The organism is Pseudomonas sp. SLBN-26 (assembly GCF_006715895.1).
GTDB lineage: Bacteria > Pseudomonadota > Gammaproteobacteria > Pseudomonadales > Pseudomonadaceae > Metapseudomonas > Metapseudomonas otitidis.
The window spans coordinates 4,367,171-4,384,063 of sequence record NZ_VFOB01000001.1; the positions used below are offsets into that span (position 1 = coordinate 4,367,171).

General features: G+C 69.3%; 16 protein-coding genes. 11 read left to right on the top strand and 5 right to left on the bottom strand.

The window, feature by feature from the left end:
* The first annotated feature begins 11 nt into the window (after nt 1–11).
* The 3 genes from betC (at nt 12) to FBY21_RS20265 (ending at nt 4,137) form a co-directional block, all read left to right on the top strand.
* Nucleotides 12–1,520 (top strand): choline-sulfatase, encoded by a 1,509-nt coding sequence (gene betC / locus FBY21_RS20255; protein ID WP_142013242.1) that lies wholly within the window; start codon nt 12–14, stop codon nt 1,518–1,520.
* 10 nt (nt 1,521–1,530) lie between these two features.
* The gene (gene choX, locus FBY21_RS20260) at nt 1,531–2,457 is read left to right on the top strand and encodes a choline ABC transporter substrate-binding protein (protein ID WP_142013244.1); all 927 of its coding nucleotides are present in this window, start codon (nt 1,531–1,533) and stop codon (nt 2,455–2,457) included.
* Nucleotides 2,458–2,577: 120 nt separating this feature from the next.
* On the top strand, nt 2,578–4,137 hold the full coding sequence (locus tag FBY21_RS20265; RefSeq protein WP_142013246.1) for a SulP family inorganic anion transporter: 1,560 nt from the start codon (nt 2,578–2,580) through the stop codon (nt 4,135–4,137).
* 23 nt (nt 4,138–4,160) lie between these two features.
* Here the strand turns inward: FBY21_RS20265 and aroE are convergent, their stop codons facing one another.
* Nucleotides 4,161–4,985 carry a shikimate dehydrogenase gene (gene aroE, locus FBY21_RS20270; protein WP_107331492.1) on the bottom strand — a complete coding sequence of 275 codons (825 nt, stop codon included), beginning with the start codon at nt 4,983–4,985 and terminating at the stop codon, nt 4,161–4,163.
* A 157-nt stretch (nt 4,986–5,142) separates the two neighbouring features.
* On the bottom strand, nt 5,143–6,060 hold the full coding sequence (hemF, locus tag FBY21_RS20275; RefSeq protein ID WP_142013248.1) for an oxygen-dependent coproporphyrinogen oxidase: 918 nt from the start codon (nt 6,058–6,060) through the stop codon (nt 5,143–5,145).
* Between the two features lie 157 nt (nt 6,061–6,217).
* On the opposite strand from hemF, the gene FBY21_RS20280 reads away from it, so the two are divergent.
* Nucleotides 6,218–7,195: an NADPH:quinone reductase gene (locus tag FBY21_RS20280; protein WP_142013250.1), complete on the top strand. Its 978-nt coding sequence runs from the start codon at nt 6,218–6,220 to the stop codon at nt 7,193–7,195.
* 57 nt (nt 7,196–7,252) lie between these two features.
* Here FBY21_RS20280 and FBY21_RS20285 read toward each other — a convergent pair whose 3' ends face one another.
* The 3 genes from FBY21_RS20285 to FBY21_RS20295 all read right to left on the bottom strand — a co-directional run bounded on the left by FBY21_RS20285 (nt 7,253) and on the right by FBY21_RS20295 (nt 10,061).
* Nucleotides 7,253–7,810: an L-threonylcarbamoyladenylate synthase gene (locus tag FBY21_RS20285; RefSeq protein ID WP_044410112.1), complete on the bottom strand. Its 558-nt coding sequence runs from the start codon at nt 7,808–7,810 to the stop codon at nt 7,253–7,255.
* A gap of 40 nt (nt 7,811–7,850) precedes the next feature.
* Nucleotides 7,851–8,951: a DNA-processing protein DprA gene (gene dprA, locus FBY21_RS20290; RefSeq protein ID WP_142013252.1), complete on the bottom strand. Its 1,101-nt coding sequence runs from the start codon at nt 8,949–8,951 to the stop codon at nt 7,851–7,853.
* An 84-nt stretch (nt 8,952–9,035) separates the two neighbouring features.
* Nucleotides 9,036–10,061 (bottom strand): LysM peptidoglycan-binding domain-containing protein, encoded by a 1,026-nt coding sequence (locus tag FBY21_RS20295; RefSeq protein WP_142013254.1) that lies wholly within the window; start codon nt 10,059–10,061, stop codon nt 9,036–9,038.
* Nucleotides 10,062–10,202: 141 nt separating this feature from the next.
* Here FBY21_RS20295 and def point away from each other — a divergent pair, with 141 nt between their 5' ends.
* From def to FBY21_RS20330, 7 genes are all read left to right on the top strand, one after another.
* A complete protein-coding gene (gene def, locus FBY21_RS20300; RefSeq protein ID WP_069561846.1) occupies nt 10,203–10,709 on the top strand; it encodes a peptide deformylase in 507 nt (168 codons plus the stop codon).
* A 60-nt stretch (nt 10,710–10,769) separates the two neighbouring features.
* Nucleotides 10,770–11,714: a methionyl-tRNA formyltransferase gene (gene fmt / locus FBY21_RS20305; RefSeq protein ID WP_142013257.1), complete on the top strand. Its 945-nt coding sequence runs from the start codon at nt 10,770–10,772 to the stop codon at nt 11,712–11,714.
* Entirely contained in the window at nt 11,711–13,024 is a 1,314-nt protein-coding gene (rsmB, locus tag FBY21_RS20310) for a 16S rRNA (cytosine(967)-C(5))-methyltransferase RsmB (protein WP_142013259.1), read from the top strand. The genes fmt and rsmB overlap by 4 nt, the downstream gene beginning before the upstream one ends.
* Nucleotides 13,025–13,035: 11 nt before the next feature.
* On the top strand, nt 13,036–14,409 hold the full coding sequence (trkA, locus tag FBY21_RS20315) for a Trk system potassium transporter TrkA (RefSeq protein WP_044410095.1): 1,374 nt from the start codon (nt 13,036–13,038) through the stop codon (nt 14,407–14,409).
* Between the two features lie 120 nt (nt 14,410–14,529).
* Nucleotides 14,530–16,053 (top strand): TrkH family potassium uptake protein, encoded by a 1,524-nt coding sequence (locus FBY21_RS20320; protein ID WP_142013261.1) that lies wholly within the window; start codon nt 14,530–14,532, stop codon nt 16,051–16,053.
* Between the two features lie 67 nt (nt 16,054–16,120).
* On the top strand, nt 16,121–16,441 hold the full coding sequence (locus FBY21_RS20325) for a tetratricopeptide repeat protein (protein ID WP_044410092.1): 321 nt from the start codon (nt 16,121–16,123) through the stop codon (nt 16,439–16,441).
* 1 nt (nt 16,442) lies between these two features.
* Complete coding sequence (locus tag FBY21_RS20330) at nt 16,443–16,871, top strand: hypothetical protein (RefSeq protein WP_142013263.1); 429 nt, start codon at nt 16,443–16,445, stop codon at nt 16,869–16,871.
* The last annotated feature ends 22 nt before the right edge of the window (nt 16,872–16,893 follow it).

Here is a 16,893-nt window from a genome sequence, read left to right on the forward strand (position 1 = left end):
ATAAGCGCACGATGAAACGCCCCAACATCCTCTTCATCATGGCCGACCAGATGGCCGCGCCGCTGCTGCCCTTCTACACCCCGTCCTCCCCGCTGAAGGTGCCGCACCTGGCACGCCTGGCCGCCGAGGGCGTGGTGTTCGACTCGGCCTACTGCAACAGCCCGCTGTGCGCCCCTTCGCGCTTCACCCTGGTGAGCGGGCAGCTGCCGTCGAAGATCGGCGCCTATGACAACGCCGCCGAGTTCCCCGCCGACATCCCCACCTACGCCCACTACCTGCGCCGCCTCGGCTACCGCACGGCGCTGTCGGGCAAGATGCACTTCTGCGGCCCGGACCAGTTGCACGGCTACGAGGAGCGCCTGACCAGCGACATCTACCCCGCCGACTACGGCTGGGCGGTGAACTGGGACGAACCGGATGTGCGCCCGAGCTGGTACCACAACATGTCCTCGGTGCTGCAGGCCGGGCCGAGCGTGCGCACCAACCAGCTGGATTTCGACGAGGAGGTGGTGTTCAAGGCCCGCCAGTACCTCTACGACCACGTGCGCCAGCGGGCGGACCAGCCCTTCTGCCTGACGGTGTCGATGACCCACCCCCACGACCCCTACACCATCCCGGCCGACTACTGGGCCCGCCACGACGAGGCGGCGATCCCCATGCCCCGCGTGCACTTCGCCGACCACGAGCAGGACCCCCACAGCCAGCGCCTGCTGAAGGTCATCGACCTGTGGGGCAAGCCGCTGCCGGAAGCGAAGATCCGCGATGCCCGCCGGGCCTACTTCGGCGCCTGCAGCTACGTCGACGACCAGGTCGGCGCGCTGTTGAAGACCCTGGCCGAGTGCGGCCTGGCCGAGGACACCCTCGTGGTGTTCTCCGGCGACCACGGCGACATGCTTGGGGAGCGGGGCCTCTGGTACAAGATGCACTGGTTCGAGATGGCCGCCCGGGTGCCGCTGCTGGTGCACGCCCCGGCGCGCTTCGCGGCCCGCCGGGTGACGGCCTCGGTGTCCACCGTGGACCTGCTGCCGACCCTGGTGGAACTGGCCGGCGGCCACCTGGAGGCGAACCTGCCGCTGGACGGTCGCTCGCTGCTGCCGCACCTGGAAGGCCGCGAAGGCCACGACGAGGTGCTGGGCGAATACATGGCCGAAGGCACCACCAGCCCGCTGATGATGATCCGTCGCCGGCAGTGGAAGTTCATCTACTCGGAGCAGGATCCGTGCCTGCTGTTCGACCTGGCCAACGACCCGCTGGAGCTGGAGAACCTGGCCGGCTCCGCCGAACACCAGGCGCTGCTGGCAACCTTCCTCGACGAGGCGCGGGCGCGCTGGAACGTCGCGGCCATCGCCGAGGCGACCCTCGCCAGCCAGCGCCGCCGCCGCTTCGTCGCCGAGGCCCTGGCCCAGGGCACGCTGACCAGCTGGGACCACCAGCCCTTCGTCGACGCCAGCCAGCAGTACATGCGCAACCACATCGACCTGGACGACCTGGAGCGCCGCGCGCGCTTCCCCCAACCCTGAGGACCGCCCCATGAAGACGCTGATCCCTGCCGTGGCCGCCGGCCTGCTGAGCACCATCCTGGCCCTGGCGGCGCAGGCCGAGGACGCCCGCTGCGCCACGGTGAAACTGGGCGACCCGGGCTGGAGCGACATTGCCGTGACCAACGGCGTGGCACGCCTGCTGCTGGACGGGCTGGGCTACCGCACCGAGACCCAGACCCTGGCGGTGCCGATCATCTTCGCCGGGTTGCAGAAGGGCCAGGTGGACGCCTTCCTCGGCAACTGGATGCCGGCCCAGCAGAGCAACTACGACCGGTTCGTCGCCAGCGGCGAGGTGGAGCGGCTGGCCGAGAACCTCACGGGCACCGAGTACACCCTGGCGGTGCCGCGCTACGCCTACGAGGCCGGGGTGAAGACCTTCGCCGACCTGGACAGCCATGCCGAGCGGTTCAAGCACACCCTGTACGGCATCGCCGCCGGCTCGCCGGCCAACGTTTCCATCCAGGAGATGATCCGGTCGAACGAGTTCGGCCTCGGCGACTGGAAGCTGGTGGAGTCCAGCGAGCAGGCGATGCTGGTGCAGGTGGGCCGGGCGGTGAAGCGCAAGGACTTCGTGGTGTTCCTCGGCTGGACGCCGCACCCGATGAACGTGCAGTACGACCTGGTCTACCTGAAGGGTGGCGAGCGCTACTTCGGCGAGAGCGGCAGCGTGAACACCCTGGCCCGCAAGGGCTACGCCCAGCAGTGCCCGAACGTGGGCCGGCTGCTGGCCAACCTGCAGTTCACCCAGGTGATGGAAAACAGCGTGATGGACCAGGTGCTGAGCGGCAAGGCCAGCAACGAGGCGGCGGTGAAGGCCTGGATCAAGGCCAACCCGGCAGCCATGGAGGCCTGGTTGAACGGCGTGACCACCCGCGAGGGCGGCGATGGGTTGGCAGCGGTGAAGGCGAAGCTCTGAGCCCGACCGCTCACAGGCCCGGGGGCGCTTTCACGGTCGAAACCGCGCCCACCGGGCGGGCTGGCAGCGTTGCCCTTCCGAATGACCGCGCTCCCGTAACCGAGCCACAGCGACGCCGCCATGCGCCCACCCCGTCTCTTCCCCTTCCTCCACTGGCTACCCGGCCTGCGCCCCCGGGCCGTCGGCCGTGACGCCCTGGTGGGGCTGACCGGGGCGGTGCTGGCGCTGCCCCAGTCCATCGCCTATGCGCTGATCGCCGGGCTGCCGGCGGCCTATGGGCTGTATGCCGCCGTGGTGCCGGTGATCGTCGCCTGCCTGTGGGGCTCGTCGCGGCACCTGATCGGCGGGCCCACGGCGGCCATCTCGGTGGTGCTGATGGCCAGCGTCAGCCCCCTGGCCTTGCCGGGCAGCCAGGACTACATCGGCCTGGTGCTGCTGCTGACCTTCCTCGCGGGGGCCTTCCAGTTCCTCATGGGGCTGTTGCGCTTCGGCGCCCTGGCGAACTTCGTCTCGCAGTCGGTGGTGCTCGGTTTCACCCTGGGTGCGGCGTTGGTGATCGCCCTGGGGCAGGTGCCCAACCTGCTCGGCCTGGTGCCGCCGGAGGGTCGCGCCACAGCCTGGCAGAGCGCGCTGGCGCTGGCCGCCCACCTGGGCGAGGCACACGGGCCGTCGCTCACCGTGGCCGGGGTGAGCCTCGGCGTGTCGATTCTGACAAGGGTGCTGGCGCCGCGCCTGCCGGCCCTGCTGCTGGGCCTGCTCGCGGGCAGCCTGCTGGTGATGGCGCTGCCCGGCCCGTTCGGCGCGGTGGCACGGGTGGCGGCCTTCCAGGGCAGCCTGCCGCCACTGGCGACGCTGCGCTTCGATGCCGAGGACATGCTGCGCCTGCTGCCGTCGGCGGTGGCGTGCGGGCTGCTGGGCCTGGTCACCAGCCTGTCCATCGCCCGCGCCCTGGCCAGCCGCTCGGGGCAGGTGCTGGACATGAACCAGGAAACCCGTGGCCAGGGGCTGTCCAACCTGGTCGGCGCCTGGTTTTCCGGCTACCTGTCGGCGGGCTCCTTCACCCGGTCGGGGCTCAACCTGCAGGCGGGCGCCGGCTCGCCCCTGGCGGGGGTGTTCTCGGCGCTGTGGGTGGCGCTGTTCGCGTGGGGCGGCGCGGACCTGATCGGCCACATCCCGCTGCCGGCGATGGCCGCCGGCATCCTGATGATCTGCTGGGGCCTGCTGGACGGGCGCGGGGTGCGCCAGCTGTGGCGGGTGAGCCGGGCGGAGTTCGCGGTGATGGCCCTGACCCTGGCGGCGACCCTGCTGCTGGAGTTGCAGACGGCAATCTATGCCGGGGTGCTGGCGTCGCTGTTCTTCTACCTCAAGCGCACCTCGCAGCCACGGGTGCTGCAGGCCCGGCAGGGTGACGAGGAGGTGCTGCGCATCGAGGGGTCGATCTTCTTCGGGGCCTGCCCGTACCTGCAGCGGCTGATCCAGAAGAGCCAGGCCGGGCGCCTGGTGCTGGATGCCCACTACGTCAATTTCATCGACTACGCGGGGGTCAGCCTGCTCCACGACGAGGCCCGTCGCCTGGGCGGGGAGGGCCGCTGCCTGGTGCTGCGCCGGGCCCGCCCGCAGGTGGAGCGGGAGCTGCGCAAGCTGGAGGGCGAGGGCAGCGGCCTGCTGATCGAGCCGTAGCCCGGCGTCAGGCCGGGGGTCGCTCAGCCCTCGGCGAGCTGGCGACGCAGTTCGGCCAGTACCGGGGCGCTGTCGGGCAGCACGCCACGCCACAGCAGGAAGGCTTCGGCGGCCTGCTCCACCAGCATGCCGAGGCCGTCGAGGGTGCGCGCGGCACCGTGGCTGGCGGCCCAGCGGTTGAAGGCGGTCGGTTCCTTGCCATACATCATGTCGTAGCAGGCGGTGTGGCGCGGCTGGATGAGGCTGGGGGCGATGGGGGGCAGGTCGCCGGCCAGGCTGGCGGAGGTGCCGTTGATGATCAGGTCCACCGGTTCTTCCAGCCAGTCGAAGCCGCTGGCGGACACCGGGCCGAGGTCGGCGAACAGGCGGGCGAGGGCTTCGGCCTTTTCCACGGTGCGGTTGGCGATCACCAGGGACGCCGGTTTTTCCGCCAGCAGCGGTTCGATCACCCCGCGCGCGGCCCCTCCGGCGCCCAACAGGAGGATGCGCTTGCCGGCCAGGGACAGCCCGGCATTGCGGGTGAGGTCGCGGACCAGCCCGGCGCCGTCGGTGTTGTCCCCGAGCAGGCGGCCGTCGTCGAGCTTCTTCAGGGTGTTCACCGCACCGGCGCGCTGGGCGCGGGCGCTGAGCTGGTCGGCCAGTTCGAAGGCCTGCTCCTTGAAGGGCACGGTGACGTTGCCGCCCAGGCCGGTGGCGAAGAAGGCGCGGGCGCAGCCGGTGAAGTCGTCCAGCGGGGCGAGGACCGCTTCGTAGCTCAGCACCTGGCCGGTCTGCTCGGCGTAGAGGCGGTGGATGAGCGGCGACTTGCTGTGGCCGATGGGGTTGCCGAAGACGCAGTAGCGGTCCATGGGGAAGTCCTTGGGGCAGGGCCGGGGCGGTTCGGGAACCCGCTTCGGCGCGTCACGTGGGAAGGGCCGCCAGGGCGGGCCCGGATCAGCGGCGGAGTCTACATCGGTGGATGCGCTTGCCGGGGCCGGGCCGGCGCACCTGGCCGGGCGCGGAGCGTCAGGGCTGGGTGGCCAGCCAGTCGCGGTCCTGGAGGAAGTACTCGGTGAGGCGTGCTTCTTCGCTGCCCGGCTCGGGCTTCCAGTCGTAGCCCCAGCGCACGTGGGGCGGCAGGGACATGAGGATGGATTCGGTACGCCCGCCGGATTGCAGGCCGAACAGGGTGCCGCGGTCGAACACCAGGTTGAATTCGACGTAGCGGCCGCGGCGGTAGGCCTGGAATTCACGCTGCTGTTCGGTGAAGGGGGTGTGGCGGCGACGGCGGATGATCGGCAGGTAGGCTTCCAGGTAGGCGTCGCCGATGGCGCGCATGAAGGCGAAGCTGGTGTCGAAGTCCCACTCGTTGAGGTCGTCGAAGAACAGGCCGCCGATGCCGCGCGGCTCGTTACGGTGCTTGAGGTGGAAGTAGCGGTCGCACCAGGCCTTGTAGCGCGGGTAGACGTCCTCGCCGAAGGGCGCGCAGGCGTCGCGGGCCACCTGGTGCCAGTGCACGCAGTCTTCCTCATGGCCGTAGTAGGGGGTGAGGTCGAAGCCGCCGCCGAACCACCACACGGGGGCCTCGCCTTCCTTCTCGGCGATGAAGAAGCGCACGTTGGCGTGGGAGGTGGGGACGTGGGGGTTTGCCGGGTGGATCACCAGGGACACGCCCATGGCCTGGAAGCTACGTCCGGCAAGCTCCGGACGATGGGCGCTGGCCGAGGGCGGCAGGCTGGTGCCGAACACGTGGGAGAAGTTGACCCCGCCCTTTTCGATCAGCGCGCCGTTCTCGATCACGCGGGTGCGACCACCGCCGCCGGCGGGGCGGTCCCAGGCGTCCTCGAAGAAGCTGGCCTGGCCATCCTCGGCGGCGAGGGCAGTGCAGATGCGGTCTTGCAGATCGAGCAGGTAGGCCTTCACGGCCGCAATGTGTTCACTCACGTCGGATACACCTTGAGTCGGCTTGCGAGCGCCGCCGGACGGGGCTTGCGGGGAAAAAAGAGGGCGCAAGCATACCACCGCCGGGGGCTGGCGGTGGCTTGACGGCGATCAAGCGGAAGGCTTGGATGAGGGCCTTTCCCATGCAGGAGCCTGAACCATGCCCAGACGCATCCAGTTTTCCCGATACGGCGGTCCCGAGGTGCTGGAACTGGCGGAGGTGGCGCTGCCACAGCCCGGGCCGGGCGAGGTGCGGGTACGCAACCATGCCATCGGCCTGAACTTCATCGAGACCTACTACCGCAGCGGCCTGTACCCGGCACCGGGCTTTCCGTCCGGGCTGGGCAGCGAGGGCGCGGGGGTGGTCGATGCGGTGGGCGAGGGCGTGTCACGGGTGAAGGTGGGCGACCGGGTGGGCTACGCAACGGGCCCGCTGGGCGCCTACGGGGAGTTCCACGTGCTGCCCGAGGGGCACCTGGTGACGCTGCCGGATGCCATCGGCTTCGAACAGGCGGCGGCGGTGCTGCTGAAGGGGCTGACGGTGCAGTACCTGCTGCGCCAGACCCATGCGCTGGAGGCCGGCGAGACGGTGCTGTTCCACGCGGCAGCCGGCGGGGTCGGCTCCATCGCCTGTCAGTGGGCGAAGGCCGCGGGGGCGAAGCTGATCGGCGTCGCCGGCTCGGCGGAAAAGGCCGCGCGGGCCAAGGCGCTGGGCGCCTGGGCGTGCATCGACAGCAGCCGCGAGGACGTGGTGCAGCGGGTGCTGGAGCTGACCGATGGGCAGAAGTGCCGGGTGGTGTACGACTCGGTGGGCAAGGACACCTGGGCGACCTCGCTGGAGTGCGTGGCGCCGCGCGGGCTGCTGGTGAGCTTCGGCAATGCGTCGGGGCCGGTCACCGGGGTCAACCTGGGGGTGCTGGCCCAGAAGGGCTCGCTGTTCGTCACCCGTCCGACCCTGGGCGGCTACGCGGACACGCCGGTACGCCTGCAGGCGATGGCGGACGAGCTGTTCGGGATGATCGCCAGCGGGGCGATCCGGGTGGAGATCGGCCAGCGCTACGCCCTGGCAGAGGTGGCGCAGGCCCACGCCGACCTGGCGGGGCGACGCACCCAGGGCTCCAGTGTGCTGCTGCCCTGAACGCATCAGCCCCGGACAGTGCCGGGGCTGTTCTGGCCTGGAGGCCGGAGGCGGTCTTCAGGAGGGGCGGATCACCCGTCCTGTGGCCAGGTCACGGATGGTGCTGGGCTTGCGGCGGCCCCCCAGGGCGCCGCCGAGCACAGCGTCCAGTTGGCCGGGGAAGTACTGCTGGACCCGCAGGCGCGACATGGCGGCGGGCCGCCCGCCGGGGTTGGCAGAGGTGGAGACCAGCGGCCCGACTTCAGCGCACAGGGCGCGCACCAGGGGGTGGTCGGTGACGCGCAGGGCGACGCTGTCGTGCTGGCCGGTGATCCATTCGGGCAGCAGGCCCTGGTGGGGCACCAGCCAGGTGTTGGGGCCCGGCCAGCTGGCGGTGAGCTGGTCGATCCAGGCGTCGGGCAGGCCGTCGAGGAGGAAGTCGAACTGCTGGATGTCGTCGGCCACCAGGATCAGGCCCTTTTCCACCGGCCGGTCCTTGAGCGCCAGCAAGCGGTAGACCGCGTCCGCATTCCACGGATCACAGCCAAGGCCCCACACCGCTTCGGTGGGGTAGGCGATCACGCCGCCTTCTCGAACGATCCGCGCCACGCGTTGAACCTGCCATTTGTTGACCATCGCCTGCTCCCGGAAAAACGATGGCGCGAGTGTACAGGGCTCACCCGCGGCGATGAACCCAGCGCCCCGCCTCGCAGGCGACACAGCCGTCGAGCTCCAGTTCGGTGAGGCTGGCCAGTACGCGGGGCAGGTCCCAGCCGCTGGCGTGGGCCAGGGCCTCGCTGCTGTAGGGGGCGGCCCGCAGCAGGTCCAGCAGCGGGTGCTGGCGGGGGGCTTCGATCGGCTTGGCAGCTGGGAGCGGTGCCACCTGCTGCCAGCCCCGCAGGGCTTCGAGGATGTGCTCGGTGGTCTCCACCAGCACGGCGCCTTCGCGGATCAGTTGGTGGCAACCCCGCGCGCCCGGGTGGTGGATGGAACCGGGCAGGGCGTAGACCTCGCGGCCCTGGTCGGCGGCCAACCGGGCGGTGATCAGCGAGCCGCTGGAGGGGCTGGCTTCCACCACCAGCACGCCCAGGGACAGCCCGCTGATGATGCGGTTGCGGCGGGGGAAGTTGGCGGCCTGGGGCGGGCAGTCCAGAGGCAGTTCGGACACCAGGGCACCGCCCCCGGCCAGCAGGTCCCGGGCCAGCCCGGCATGGCGCCGGGGGTAGAGCCGCTGCAGGCCGGTGCCGAGCACGGCGATGGTCTTGCCGCCGGCATCCAGTGCGCCCTGATGGGCGGCACCGTCGATGCCCAGGGCAAGGCCGCTGGTGATGGTGAACCCTCCGCCAGCCAGGGCGCGGGCGAAGGCGTGGGCGTTGTCGAGCCCGGCGGCGGAGGCGCGACGGCTGCCGACGATGGCCAGTTGCGGGGTCTCCAGCAGGCCGGGGTCGCCCTGGAGGAAGAGCAGGGGCGGGGCGTCCGGGAGTTCGGCGAGCAGGGCGGGGTAGCGCGGATCATCCCAGGTGATCAGGTGGCAGTCCGGCCCCTCCAGCCAGGCCAGCGCATGGGCGGCCCGCTCGCGGATGGCGGCATCCCGGCGCGGGCCGGCACAGGCTTCCGGCAGGCCGAGGGAACGCCAGGCGGCAGCCGGGGCGCTGAGCGCGGCAGAGGCGCTGGCGAAGGCTTCGATCAGGGTGTGGAAACGGCGGGGGCCGACTTCGGGGAGGCTGTGCAGACGGAGCCGGGCTTCCAGCTCGGCGGGGGAGAGGGCGGGCGGCATGGGGTTCGTCCTTGACCGGTGCCGCATCGCGCGGCTGGCCGCCCTGTATACAACAAGCCCCCGCTAGGCGGGGGCTGATTGGCACTACGGATTTTGTACCTTGTCCATCACCGCCAGTTGGCGGCTCGCGGCCAGGACCAGCCCGTAGCTGAGCTTGTCGTAGGTGCGGAACACCATCAGCAGGCCGGCACGCTCGTCGGGGATCTTCACCATCTCGCCGGTGACCCGGTCACGGACGGTTTCGCCGGTCTTGTAGACCGCCAGTACGTTGCCCTCGACCAGGCCATCGCGCTTGCCCTTGTTCAGGGTGACCACATCGAACTGGCCGATCTGGTTCACGCCACGCGGCACATCAAGGATCACACCCTTGATGTCACCGGCCGGTGCACTAGGCATGAAGGTGGAGGTGACGGCACGTTCCTCGGTGGGGAACAGGCGATCGCCCAGGCGGACTTCCTGGGTGGAGCGGGTCAGGTTGAGGGTGGCGACATCGCCTTCCTCGGCCACCACGTCACCGCCGCCGATGTCATCGGCGTTGATGCCGAGGAATTCCTGGGTCTTCGGATCCAGGTAGGTCTTGCCCTGACGGAAGATGCCGTAGGTGGGGTTGGCCGCATCGAACTTGCCACGGGCATAGACGCGATCACCCGCACCGCTCACCACGCGCTCGGCATTGCCGGCGACGATGTAGGGCGCGCCCTGGAACTGCTCGGGGGTGTCGACGATGCGGTTGGACAGCAGGAAGCTGTTGATGGCCCCCAGCGGAATGGTCGGAATGGCCTCGGCCATCGGTGTGCTGCGCACCTGCGGCGACAGCTTGATGGTGCCGCGGGACGCGCCACGATCCAGCACCAGACGCGGCTGGCCATCGACATACACCAGGCTCAGGGTGTCGCCGGGGTAGATGAGGTGCGGGTTCTGGATCTGCGGGTTGGCGTGCCAGATTTCCGGCCATTTCCAGGGTTCGCTGAGGAACTTGCCGGAGATGTCCCAGAGTGTGTCGCCACGGACCACCGTATAGCGTTCCGGATGGCCGTCCTTGAGCTCCACCGCAGCCTGTGCCAGCCCGTTGGCAGCCAGGAGCAGCAGGGCGAGTAGTGATTTCCTCATGCGGTGAATCCCTTTATTATGTGCGTTCACGCGAAACGGCCTGAAAGCCGCCCCAACCGGGCTTTTCAGGCGTTTTTCAATGCTGCTCATCATCTTAGCAGCGGATTTTGACTTTATTCCACAAGTGCATCACAAACCCATATGGCGATCCTGAACATCCTCGAATTCCCTGATCCGCGCCTGCGTACCATCGCCAAACCGGTGGAGGTGGTGGACGACGCGCTGCGCCAGTTGATCGACGACATGTTCGAGACCATGTACGAAGCCCCCGGCATAGGCCTGGCGGCGACCCAGGTGAATGTGCACAAGCGCGTGGTGGTGATGGACCTGTCGGAGGACAAGTCCGAGCCGATGGTCTTCATCAATCCCGAGTTCGAGTCCCTGACCGACCAGATGGACCAGTACCAGGAAGGCTGCCTCTCGGTGCCCGGCTTCTACGAGAACGTCGACCGCCCGCAGAAGGTCAAGATCAAGGCCCTGGACCGCGATGGCCAGCCGTTCGAGATGATTGCCGAAGGCCTGCTGGCGGTGTGCATCCAGCACGAATGCGACCACCTCAACGGCAAGCTCTTCGTCGACTACCTCTCCAGCCTCAAGCGCGACCGGATCAAGAAGAAACTGGAAAAGCAGCACCGCCAGCAGGCTTGATCCCCGAACCCCAAAGGCTTGCTCCGGCAAGCCTTTTTCTTTTTAGAGAGTGAGCCCCGCATGACCCAAGCCCTGCGCCTCGTCTTCGCCGGCACCCCGGAGTTCGCCGCCGAACACCTCAAGGCCCTGCTCGACACCCCTCACCAGATCGTTGCCGTGTACACCCAGCCCGACCGCCCCGCCGGCCGCGGCCAGAAGCTCATGCCCAGCCCGGTCAAGCAGCTTGCCCTGCAGCACGGCCTCCCGGTCCTGCAACCGCCGACCCTGCGCGACCCTGCCGCCCAGGAAGAACTGCGCGCCCTGGCCCCGGACCTGATGGTGGTGGTCGCCTACGGCCTGATCCTGCCGCAGGTGGTGCTGGACATCCCGCGCCTCGGCTGCATCAACAGCCATGCCTCGCTGCTGCCGCGCTGGCGCGGCGCCGCACCGATCCAGCGGGCGGTGCAGGCGGGCGACGCCGAGAGCGGCGTCACCGTGATGCAGATGGAGGCGGGTCTCGACACCGGCCCCATGCTGCTCAAGGCCACCACCCCGATCACCGCCGGCGACACCGGCGGCAGCCTGCATGACCGCCTCGCCCAGCTCGGCCCCCAGGCCGTCGTCCAGGCCATCGCCGGTCTTGCCGCCGGAACGCTGCAGGGCGAGGTGCAGGACGACGCCCTGGCCACCTACGCCCACAAGCTCAACAAGGACGAGGCGCGGATCGACTGGAGCCGCCCGGCCGACGAACTGGAGCGCCTGGTGCGTGCCTTCAACCCCTGGCCCATCTGCCACAGCACCCTCGACGGCCAGCCGCTGAAGGTGCTCGCTGCCGAGCCCGCCGAAGGCCGCGGCCAACCCGGCCAGATTCTCGATGCCAGCAAGGACGGCCTCACCGTGGCCTGTGGCGCAGGCGCCCTGCGCCTGACCCGCCTGCAACTGCCCGGCGGCAAGCCCCTGGCCTTCGCCGACCTCTACAACAGCCGCCGCGAGCAGTTCGCCCCCGGCCAGGTGCTCGGCGCATGAGCCCGCGCCTCGCCGCCGCCCGTGCCCTGGCGGCCGTGCTCAACGGCAAGGCCTCCCTCGGCGGCAGCCTGCCTGCCCAGCTGGACAAGGTGGACCCGCGCGATCGCGGCCTCGCCCAGGACCTCGCCTTCGGCGCCGCCCGCTGGCAACCCCGCCTGTCGGCCCTGGCCGAGCGCCTGCTGCAGAAGCCCTTCAAGGCGGCCGACCGTGACGTCGAGGCCCTGCTGCTGGTGGGCCTCTACCAGCTGTTCCACACCCGCATCCCGCCCCACGCGGCCATCGGCGAAACCGTCGGCTGTGCCGACAAGCTGAAGAAGCCCTGGGCCAAGGGCCTGCTCAACGCCGTGCTGCGCAATGCCCAGCGCCAGGGCGAGGCGATCTTCGCCGAGTTCGAGCGCGACCCGGCCGTACGTAACGCCCACCCGCGCTGGCTGCAGAAGGCCCTGAAGGCCGCCTGGCCGGAACAGTGGGAAGCCGTCTGCGCGGCCAACAATGCCCACCCGCCGCTGATCCTGCGGGTCAACCGCCGTCACGGCGACCGCGATGCCTACCTCGCCGAACTGCGCCAGGCAGGGATCGAAGCCGAGCCCTGCCCCTTCAGCCGCGATGGCATCCGCCTGGCCGAAGCCTGCGACGTCACCGGCCTGCCGGGCTTTTCCGAAGGGCGTGTCAGCGTCCAGGACGAAGCCGCGCAACTGGCCGCCGACCTGCTGGAACTGGCCCCCGGCCAGCGGGTGCTGGATGCCTGCTGCGCCCCCGGTGGCAAGACCTGCCATTTGATGGAAGCCGAACCTAGCCTGGCCCAGGTGGTCGGCGTGGACCTGGAAGAAAGCCGCCTGGTGCGCGTGCGCGAAAACCTGGCGCGCCTGGGCCTGGATGCCCAGTTGATCGCCGCCGACGGCCGCGATACCGCGAGCTGGTGGGACGGCAAACCCTTCCAGCGCATCCTGCTCGATGCCCCGTGCTCGGCCACCGGCGTGATCCGTCGCCACCCCGACATCAAGCTGACCCGCAAGGCCGAGGACATCGCGCCCCTGGCCACCCTGCAAGGCGAGCTGCTGGACGCCCTCTGGCCCACCCTCGAGGTGGGCGGCATCCTGCTCTACGCCACCTGCTCGGCGCTGCCGGCGGAAAACAGCGAGAACATCGCCGCCTTCCTCGCCCGCACCCCCGGCGCGCGGGAGCTGGATATCGCCGGCGGGTTCGGCCTCAAGCAACCCCATGGCCGCCAGCTGCTGGCCCGGGAAGACGGCCATGACGGCTTCTACTATGCCAAGCTGATGAAGATCGCCGCGTCTCCCCGCGGCTAACGGAGCAATCAGTGAAGATCATCATTCTCGGGGCCGGCCAGGTCGGCGGCACCCTCGCGGAACACCTGTCCGGCGAAGCCAACGACATCACCGTGGTCGACACCGACGGTGATCGCCTGCGCGACCTCGGCGATCGCCTGGACATCCGCACCGTGCAGGGCAAGGGCTCGTTCCCCACCGTGCTGCGCCAGGCCGGTGCAGACGACGCCGACATGCTGGTGGCCGTGACCAACAGCGACGAGGTGAACATGGTCGCCTGCCAGGTGGCCTACACCCTGTTCCACACCCCCACCAAGATCGCCCGCGTGCGCGAGTCGGCCTACCTGACCCGCGAGGCGCTGTTCGACAACGAGGCCATCCCGGTCGACGTGCTGATCAGCCCCGAGCAGGTGGTCACCAACTACATCAAGCGCCTGATCGAGTACCCCGGCGCCCTGCAGGTGATCGACTTCGCCGAGGGCAAGGCCCAGCTGGTAGGCGTCCGCGCCTACTACGGTGGCCCGCTGGTGGGGCAGGAGCTGCGCCAGATCCGCGAGCACATGCCCAGCGTCGACACGCGCGTGGCGGCCATCTTCCGCCGCAACCGGCCGATCATCCCCAAGGGCGACACCGTGATCGAGGCGGACGACGAGGTGTTCTTCATCGCCGCCAAGGCCCACATCCGCGCGGTGATGAGTGAGCTGCGTCGCCTGGAGGACAGCTACAAGCGCGTGGTCATCGCTGGCGGCGGCAACATCGGCGAGCGCCTGGCCGAGGCCATCGAGAGCCGTTACCAGGTGAAGATCATCGAGATGAACCCGGCCCGCTGCCGCTACCTGTCGGACACCCTCGACAGCACGGTGGTGCTGCAGGGCAGCGCCTCGGACCGCGACCTGCTGGTGGAAGAGAACATCAACGACGCCGACATCTTCCTGGCCCTGACCAACGACGACGAGGCCAACATCATGTCCTCGCTGCTGGCCAAGCGGCTCGGCGCGCGCAAGGTGATGACCCTCATCAACAACCCTGCCTACGTGGACCTGGTACAGGGCGGCGAGATCGACATCGCCCTCAGCCCCCAGCTCGCCACCATCGGCACCCTGCTCACCCACGTGCGCCGGGGTGACATCGTCAGCGTGCACTCCCTGCGCCGGGGCGCGGCCGAAGCCATCGAGGCCATCGCCCACGGCGACGCCAAGTCGAGCAAGGTGGTGGGCAAGATGATCGAGGACATCGCCCTGCCGCCGGGCACCACCATCGGTGCGGTGATCCGTGACGACGAGGTGCTGATCGCCCACGACGACACGGTGATCGAGTCCGGCGACCACGTGATCCTCTTCCTCGTGGACAAGAAGTACATCCGCGACGTGGAGCGGCTGTTCCAGGTCGGCCTGACCTTCTTCTGACGCCGCCAACCGGGCGAGCGCGGTATCCAGATACCGGCCGCCCGGTTTTCAGCCACTTCCTACATCCCCTCCCTGCGAGCCGGCGGTAGGGTTCGGACCCTCCCGTTCCGAGGGCCCGCCATGTCCCGCTTCGAACCCCTCCTGCCGCTGCGCCAGAACACTTACCTGCCTAACGCCGTGACCGGGCGAGCCCAGCGCCATGCGGTGATCCGCCGGATCCTCGGCGTGCTGCTGATGCTGTTCAGCAGCACCCAACTGCCGCCCCTGCTGATCGACCTGTACTACGGCGAAGGCGCCTGGCAGGGCTTTCTGATGGCGCTGCTGATCACCCTGAGCATCGGCCTGCTCATCTGGCTACCGGTGCGCGGTGCCAACGGGGACCTGAAGATCCGCGACGGCTACCTGATCACCGCGCTGTTCTGGACCGTGCTCGGCACCTTCGGCTGCATACCCTTCCTGCTCATCGACACGCCGCGCATGGGCCTGGTGGACGCGCTGTTCGAGTCCGTCTCGGGCATCAGCACCACCGGGGCGACCGTACTCACCGGGCTCGACCAGCTGCCCAAGGCGGTCCTCTACTACCGCCAGCAGCTGCAGTGGTTCGGCGGGATGGGGATCATCGTTCTCGCGGTGGCGATCATGCCCATGCTCGGCATCGGCGGCATGCAGCTGTACCGCGCCGAGATGCCCGGCCCGCTGAAGGAGCAGAAGCTCTCGCCACGCATCGCGGAAACCGCGCGCACCCTGTGGCTGATCTACTGCGGTCTGACCCTGGCCTGTGCGCTGGCGTACTGGGCCGCCGGGATGAGCCTGTTCGACGCCATCTGCCACAGCTTCTCCACCATCGCCATCGGCGGCTTCTCCACCCACGACGCCAGCATCGGCTACTTCGACAGCCCGCTGGTGGAGGCCGTGTGCATGTTCTTCCTGGTGGTCTCGGGGGTGAACTTCGGCCTGCACTTCCTCGCCTGGCGACAGCGCAGCCTGCGGCACTACCTGCGCGACGCGGAATGCCGCACGTACCTGTTGCTGCTGCTGGGCACCTTCGTGATCTGCGCCACCACGCTCATCGTCCACCAGCACTACGAGGCGCCGCTGCAATCGATCCGCTATGCCGCGTTCATGGTGGTCTCGGTGGCCACCACCACCGGCTTCGGCCTGGCCGACTTCAGCACCTGGCCGACCCTGCTGCCGCACCTGCTGCTCTACACCACCTTCATCGGCGCCTGCGCCGGCTCCACCGGCGGCGGCATGAAAGTGATGCGCATCCTGCTGGTGCTGCGCCAGGGGGTGCGGGAGTTCCAGCGGCTGCTGCACCCCAACGGGGTGTTCACCCTCAAGCTGGGGCGCCGTCACATTCCCGAGCGGGTGGTGGAGTCGGTCTGGGCCTTCTGCTCCATCTACCTGATGACCTTCGTGGTGCTGCTCCTGCTGCTGATGGCCATGGGGCTGGACCAGCTCACCGCCTTCTCCACCCTGGCGTCCTGCATGAACAACCTGGGCCCGGCCCTGGGCGAAGCGGCGGCGCACTACGGCAACCTGCCCGATGGCGCCAAGCTGGTGCTGAGCCTGGCCATGGTGCTGGGGCGGCTGGAGGTGTTCTCCCTGCTGATCCTGCTCAGCCCGGCCTTCTGGCGGTTCTGAACCTCGGGGTTGGGCGCTCGCGTCGATCAGGGTAGGGTGAGCGCCTCGACAGCCCGGGGACAGGACCATGATCGATTCACTGGAGAAGATGCTCGCCAAGGGCGTGGACAACGCACTGCTGCGCTTCGGCCTGGGCAAGGGCTACCTCGACCAGGGTGATGCGACGGCAGCAACGCTGCACCTGCAACGCTGCGTCGAGCAGGACCCGGCCTACTCGGCGGCCTGGAAGCTGCTGGGCAAGGCACTGGAGAGCACCGGTGACAGTGAGGGGGCTCGCCAGGCCTGGGAGCAGGGCCTGAGCGCCGCGCAGGCCAAGGGCGACAAGCAGGCGGAGAAGGAGATGGGGGTGTTCCTCAAGCGCCTCGCCCGCCGCCAGGGAGGGCAGTGACATGGTGCGCACCGTACTCGCCCTGGGGATTGCGGCGTTCGCCTTGGATGGCGTCGCTGCCCAACCGGTGCCGCCCTACCAAGTCGACTCGATCAAGCCACCGATACTGGAAGCCCCGCCTTCGGCCGAACCTGCCCTGACCGAAGCCTGCCACGCCTGGAAGCTGGACGCGCGGGGTGCCAGCCGATTCTTCACCCTGGCCGAGTTGCTGGACGGCGTGGTGCTGCACCATGCGTTCTCCTGGGTGCCCTGCAGCATCGAGGGGCGCCTGCATGACGGCCGCGGCCAGGTGTGGAACTTCCGCATCAACGGCGGCGCCACGGCAACGACCTGGCGCGGTGAAGGGCCGACCCGGGAGGAGTATCGCTGGGGCTGCCGCCGCCAGGCGTGCGAACCACTGGTGCTGCTGACGGCGGACGAAGAAGGCTAGGGGGATTTCCGGGAGCGGTTGG

What these genes read in the sequence shown, in the direction of transcription:
- FBY21_RS20320 (WP_142013261.1), top strand. Translation starts at nt 14,530, where the DNA reads ATGTCCCGCTTCGAACCCCTCCTGCCGCTGCGCCAGAACACTTACCTG.
- FBY21_RS20325 (WP_044410092.1), top strand. Translation starts at nt 16,121, where the DNA reads ATGATCGATTCACTGGAGAAGATGCTCGCCAAGGGCGTGGACAACGCA.
- FBY21_RS20280 (WP_142013250.1), top strand. Translation starts at nt 6,218, where the DNA reads ATGCCCAGACGCATCCAGTTTTCCCGATACGGCGGTCCCGAGGTGCTG.
- FBY21_RS20285 (WP_044410112.1), bottom strand. Translation starts at nt 7,810, where the DNA reads ATGGTCAACAAATGGCAGGTTCAACGCGTGGCGCGGATCGTTCGAGAA.
- choX (WP_142013244.1), top strand. Translation starts at nt 1,531, where the DNA reads ATGAAGACGCTGATCCCTGCCGTGGCCGCCGGCCTGCTGAGCACCATC.
- betC (WP_142013242.1), top strand. Translation starts at nt 12, where the DNA reads ATGAAACGCCCCAACATCCTCTTCATCATGGCCGACCAGATGGCCGCG.
- dprA (WP_142013252.1), bottom strand. Translation starts at nt 8,951, where the DNA reads ATGCCGCCCGCCCTCTCCCCCGCCGAGCTGGAAGCCCGGCTCCGTCTG.
- FBY21_RS20330 (WP_142013263.1), top strand. Translation starts at nt 16,443, where the DNA reads ATGGTGCGCACCGTACTCGCCCTGGGGATTGCGGCGTTCGCCTTGGAT.
- def (WP_069561846.1), top strand. Translation starts at nt 10,203, where the DNA reads ATGGCGATCCTGAACATCCTCGAATTCCCTGATCCGCGCCTGCGTACC.
- fmt (WP_142013257.1), top strand. Translation starts at nt 10,770, where the DNA reads ATGACCCAAGCCCTGCGCCTCGTCTTCGCCGGCACCCCGGAGTTCGCC.
- FBY21_RS20295 (WP_142013254.1), bottom strand. Translation starts at nt 10,061, where the DNA reads ATGAGGAAATCACTACTCGCCCTGCTGCTCCTGGCTGCCAACGGGCTG.
- rsmB (WP_142013259.1), top strand. Translation starts at nt 11,711, where the DNA reads ATGAGCCCGCGCCTCGCCGCCGCCCGTGCCCTGGCGGCCGTGCTCAAC.
- aroE (WP_107331492.1), bottom strand. Translation starts at nt 4,985, where the DNA reads ATGGACCGCTACTGCGTCTTCGGCAACCCCATCGGCCACAGCAAGTCG.
- FBY21_RS20265 (WP_142013246.1), top strand. Translation starts at nt 2,578, where the DNA reads ATGCGCCCACCCCGTCTCTTCCCCTTCCTCCACTGGCTACCCGGCCTG.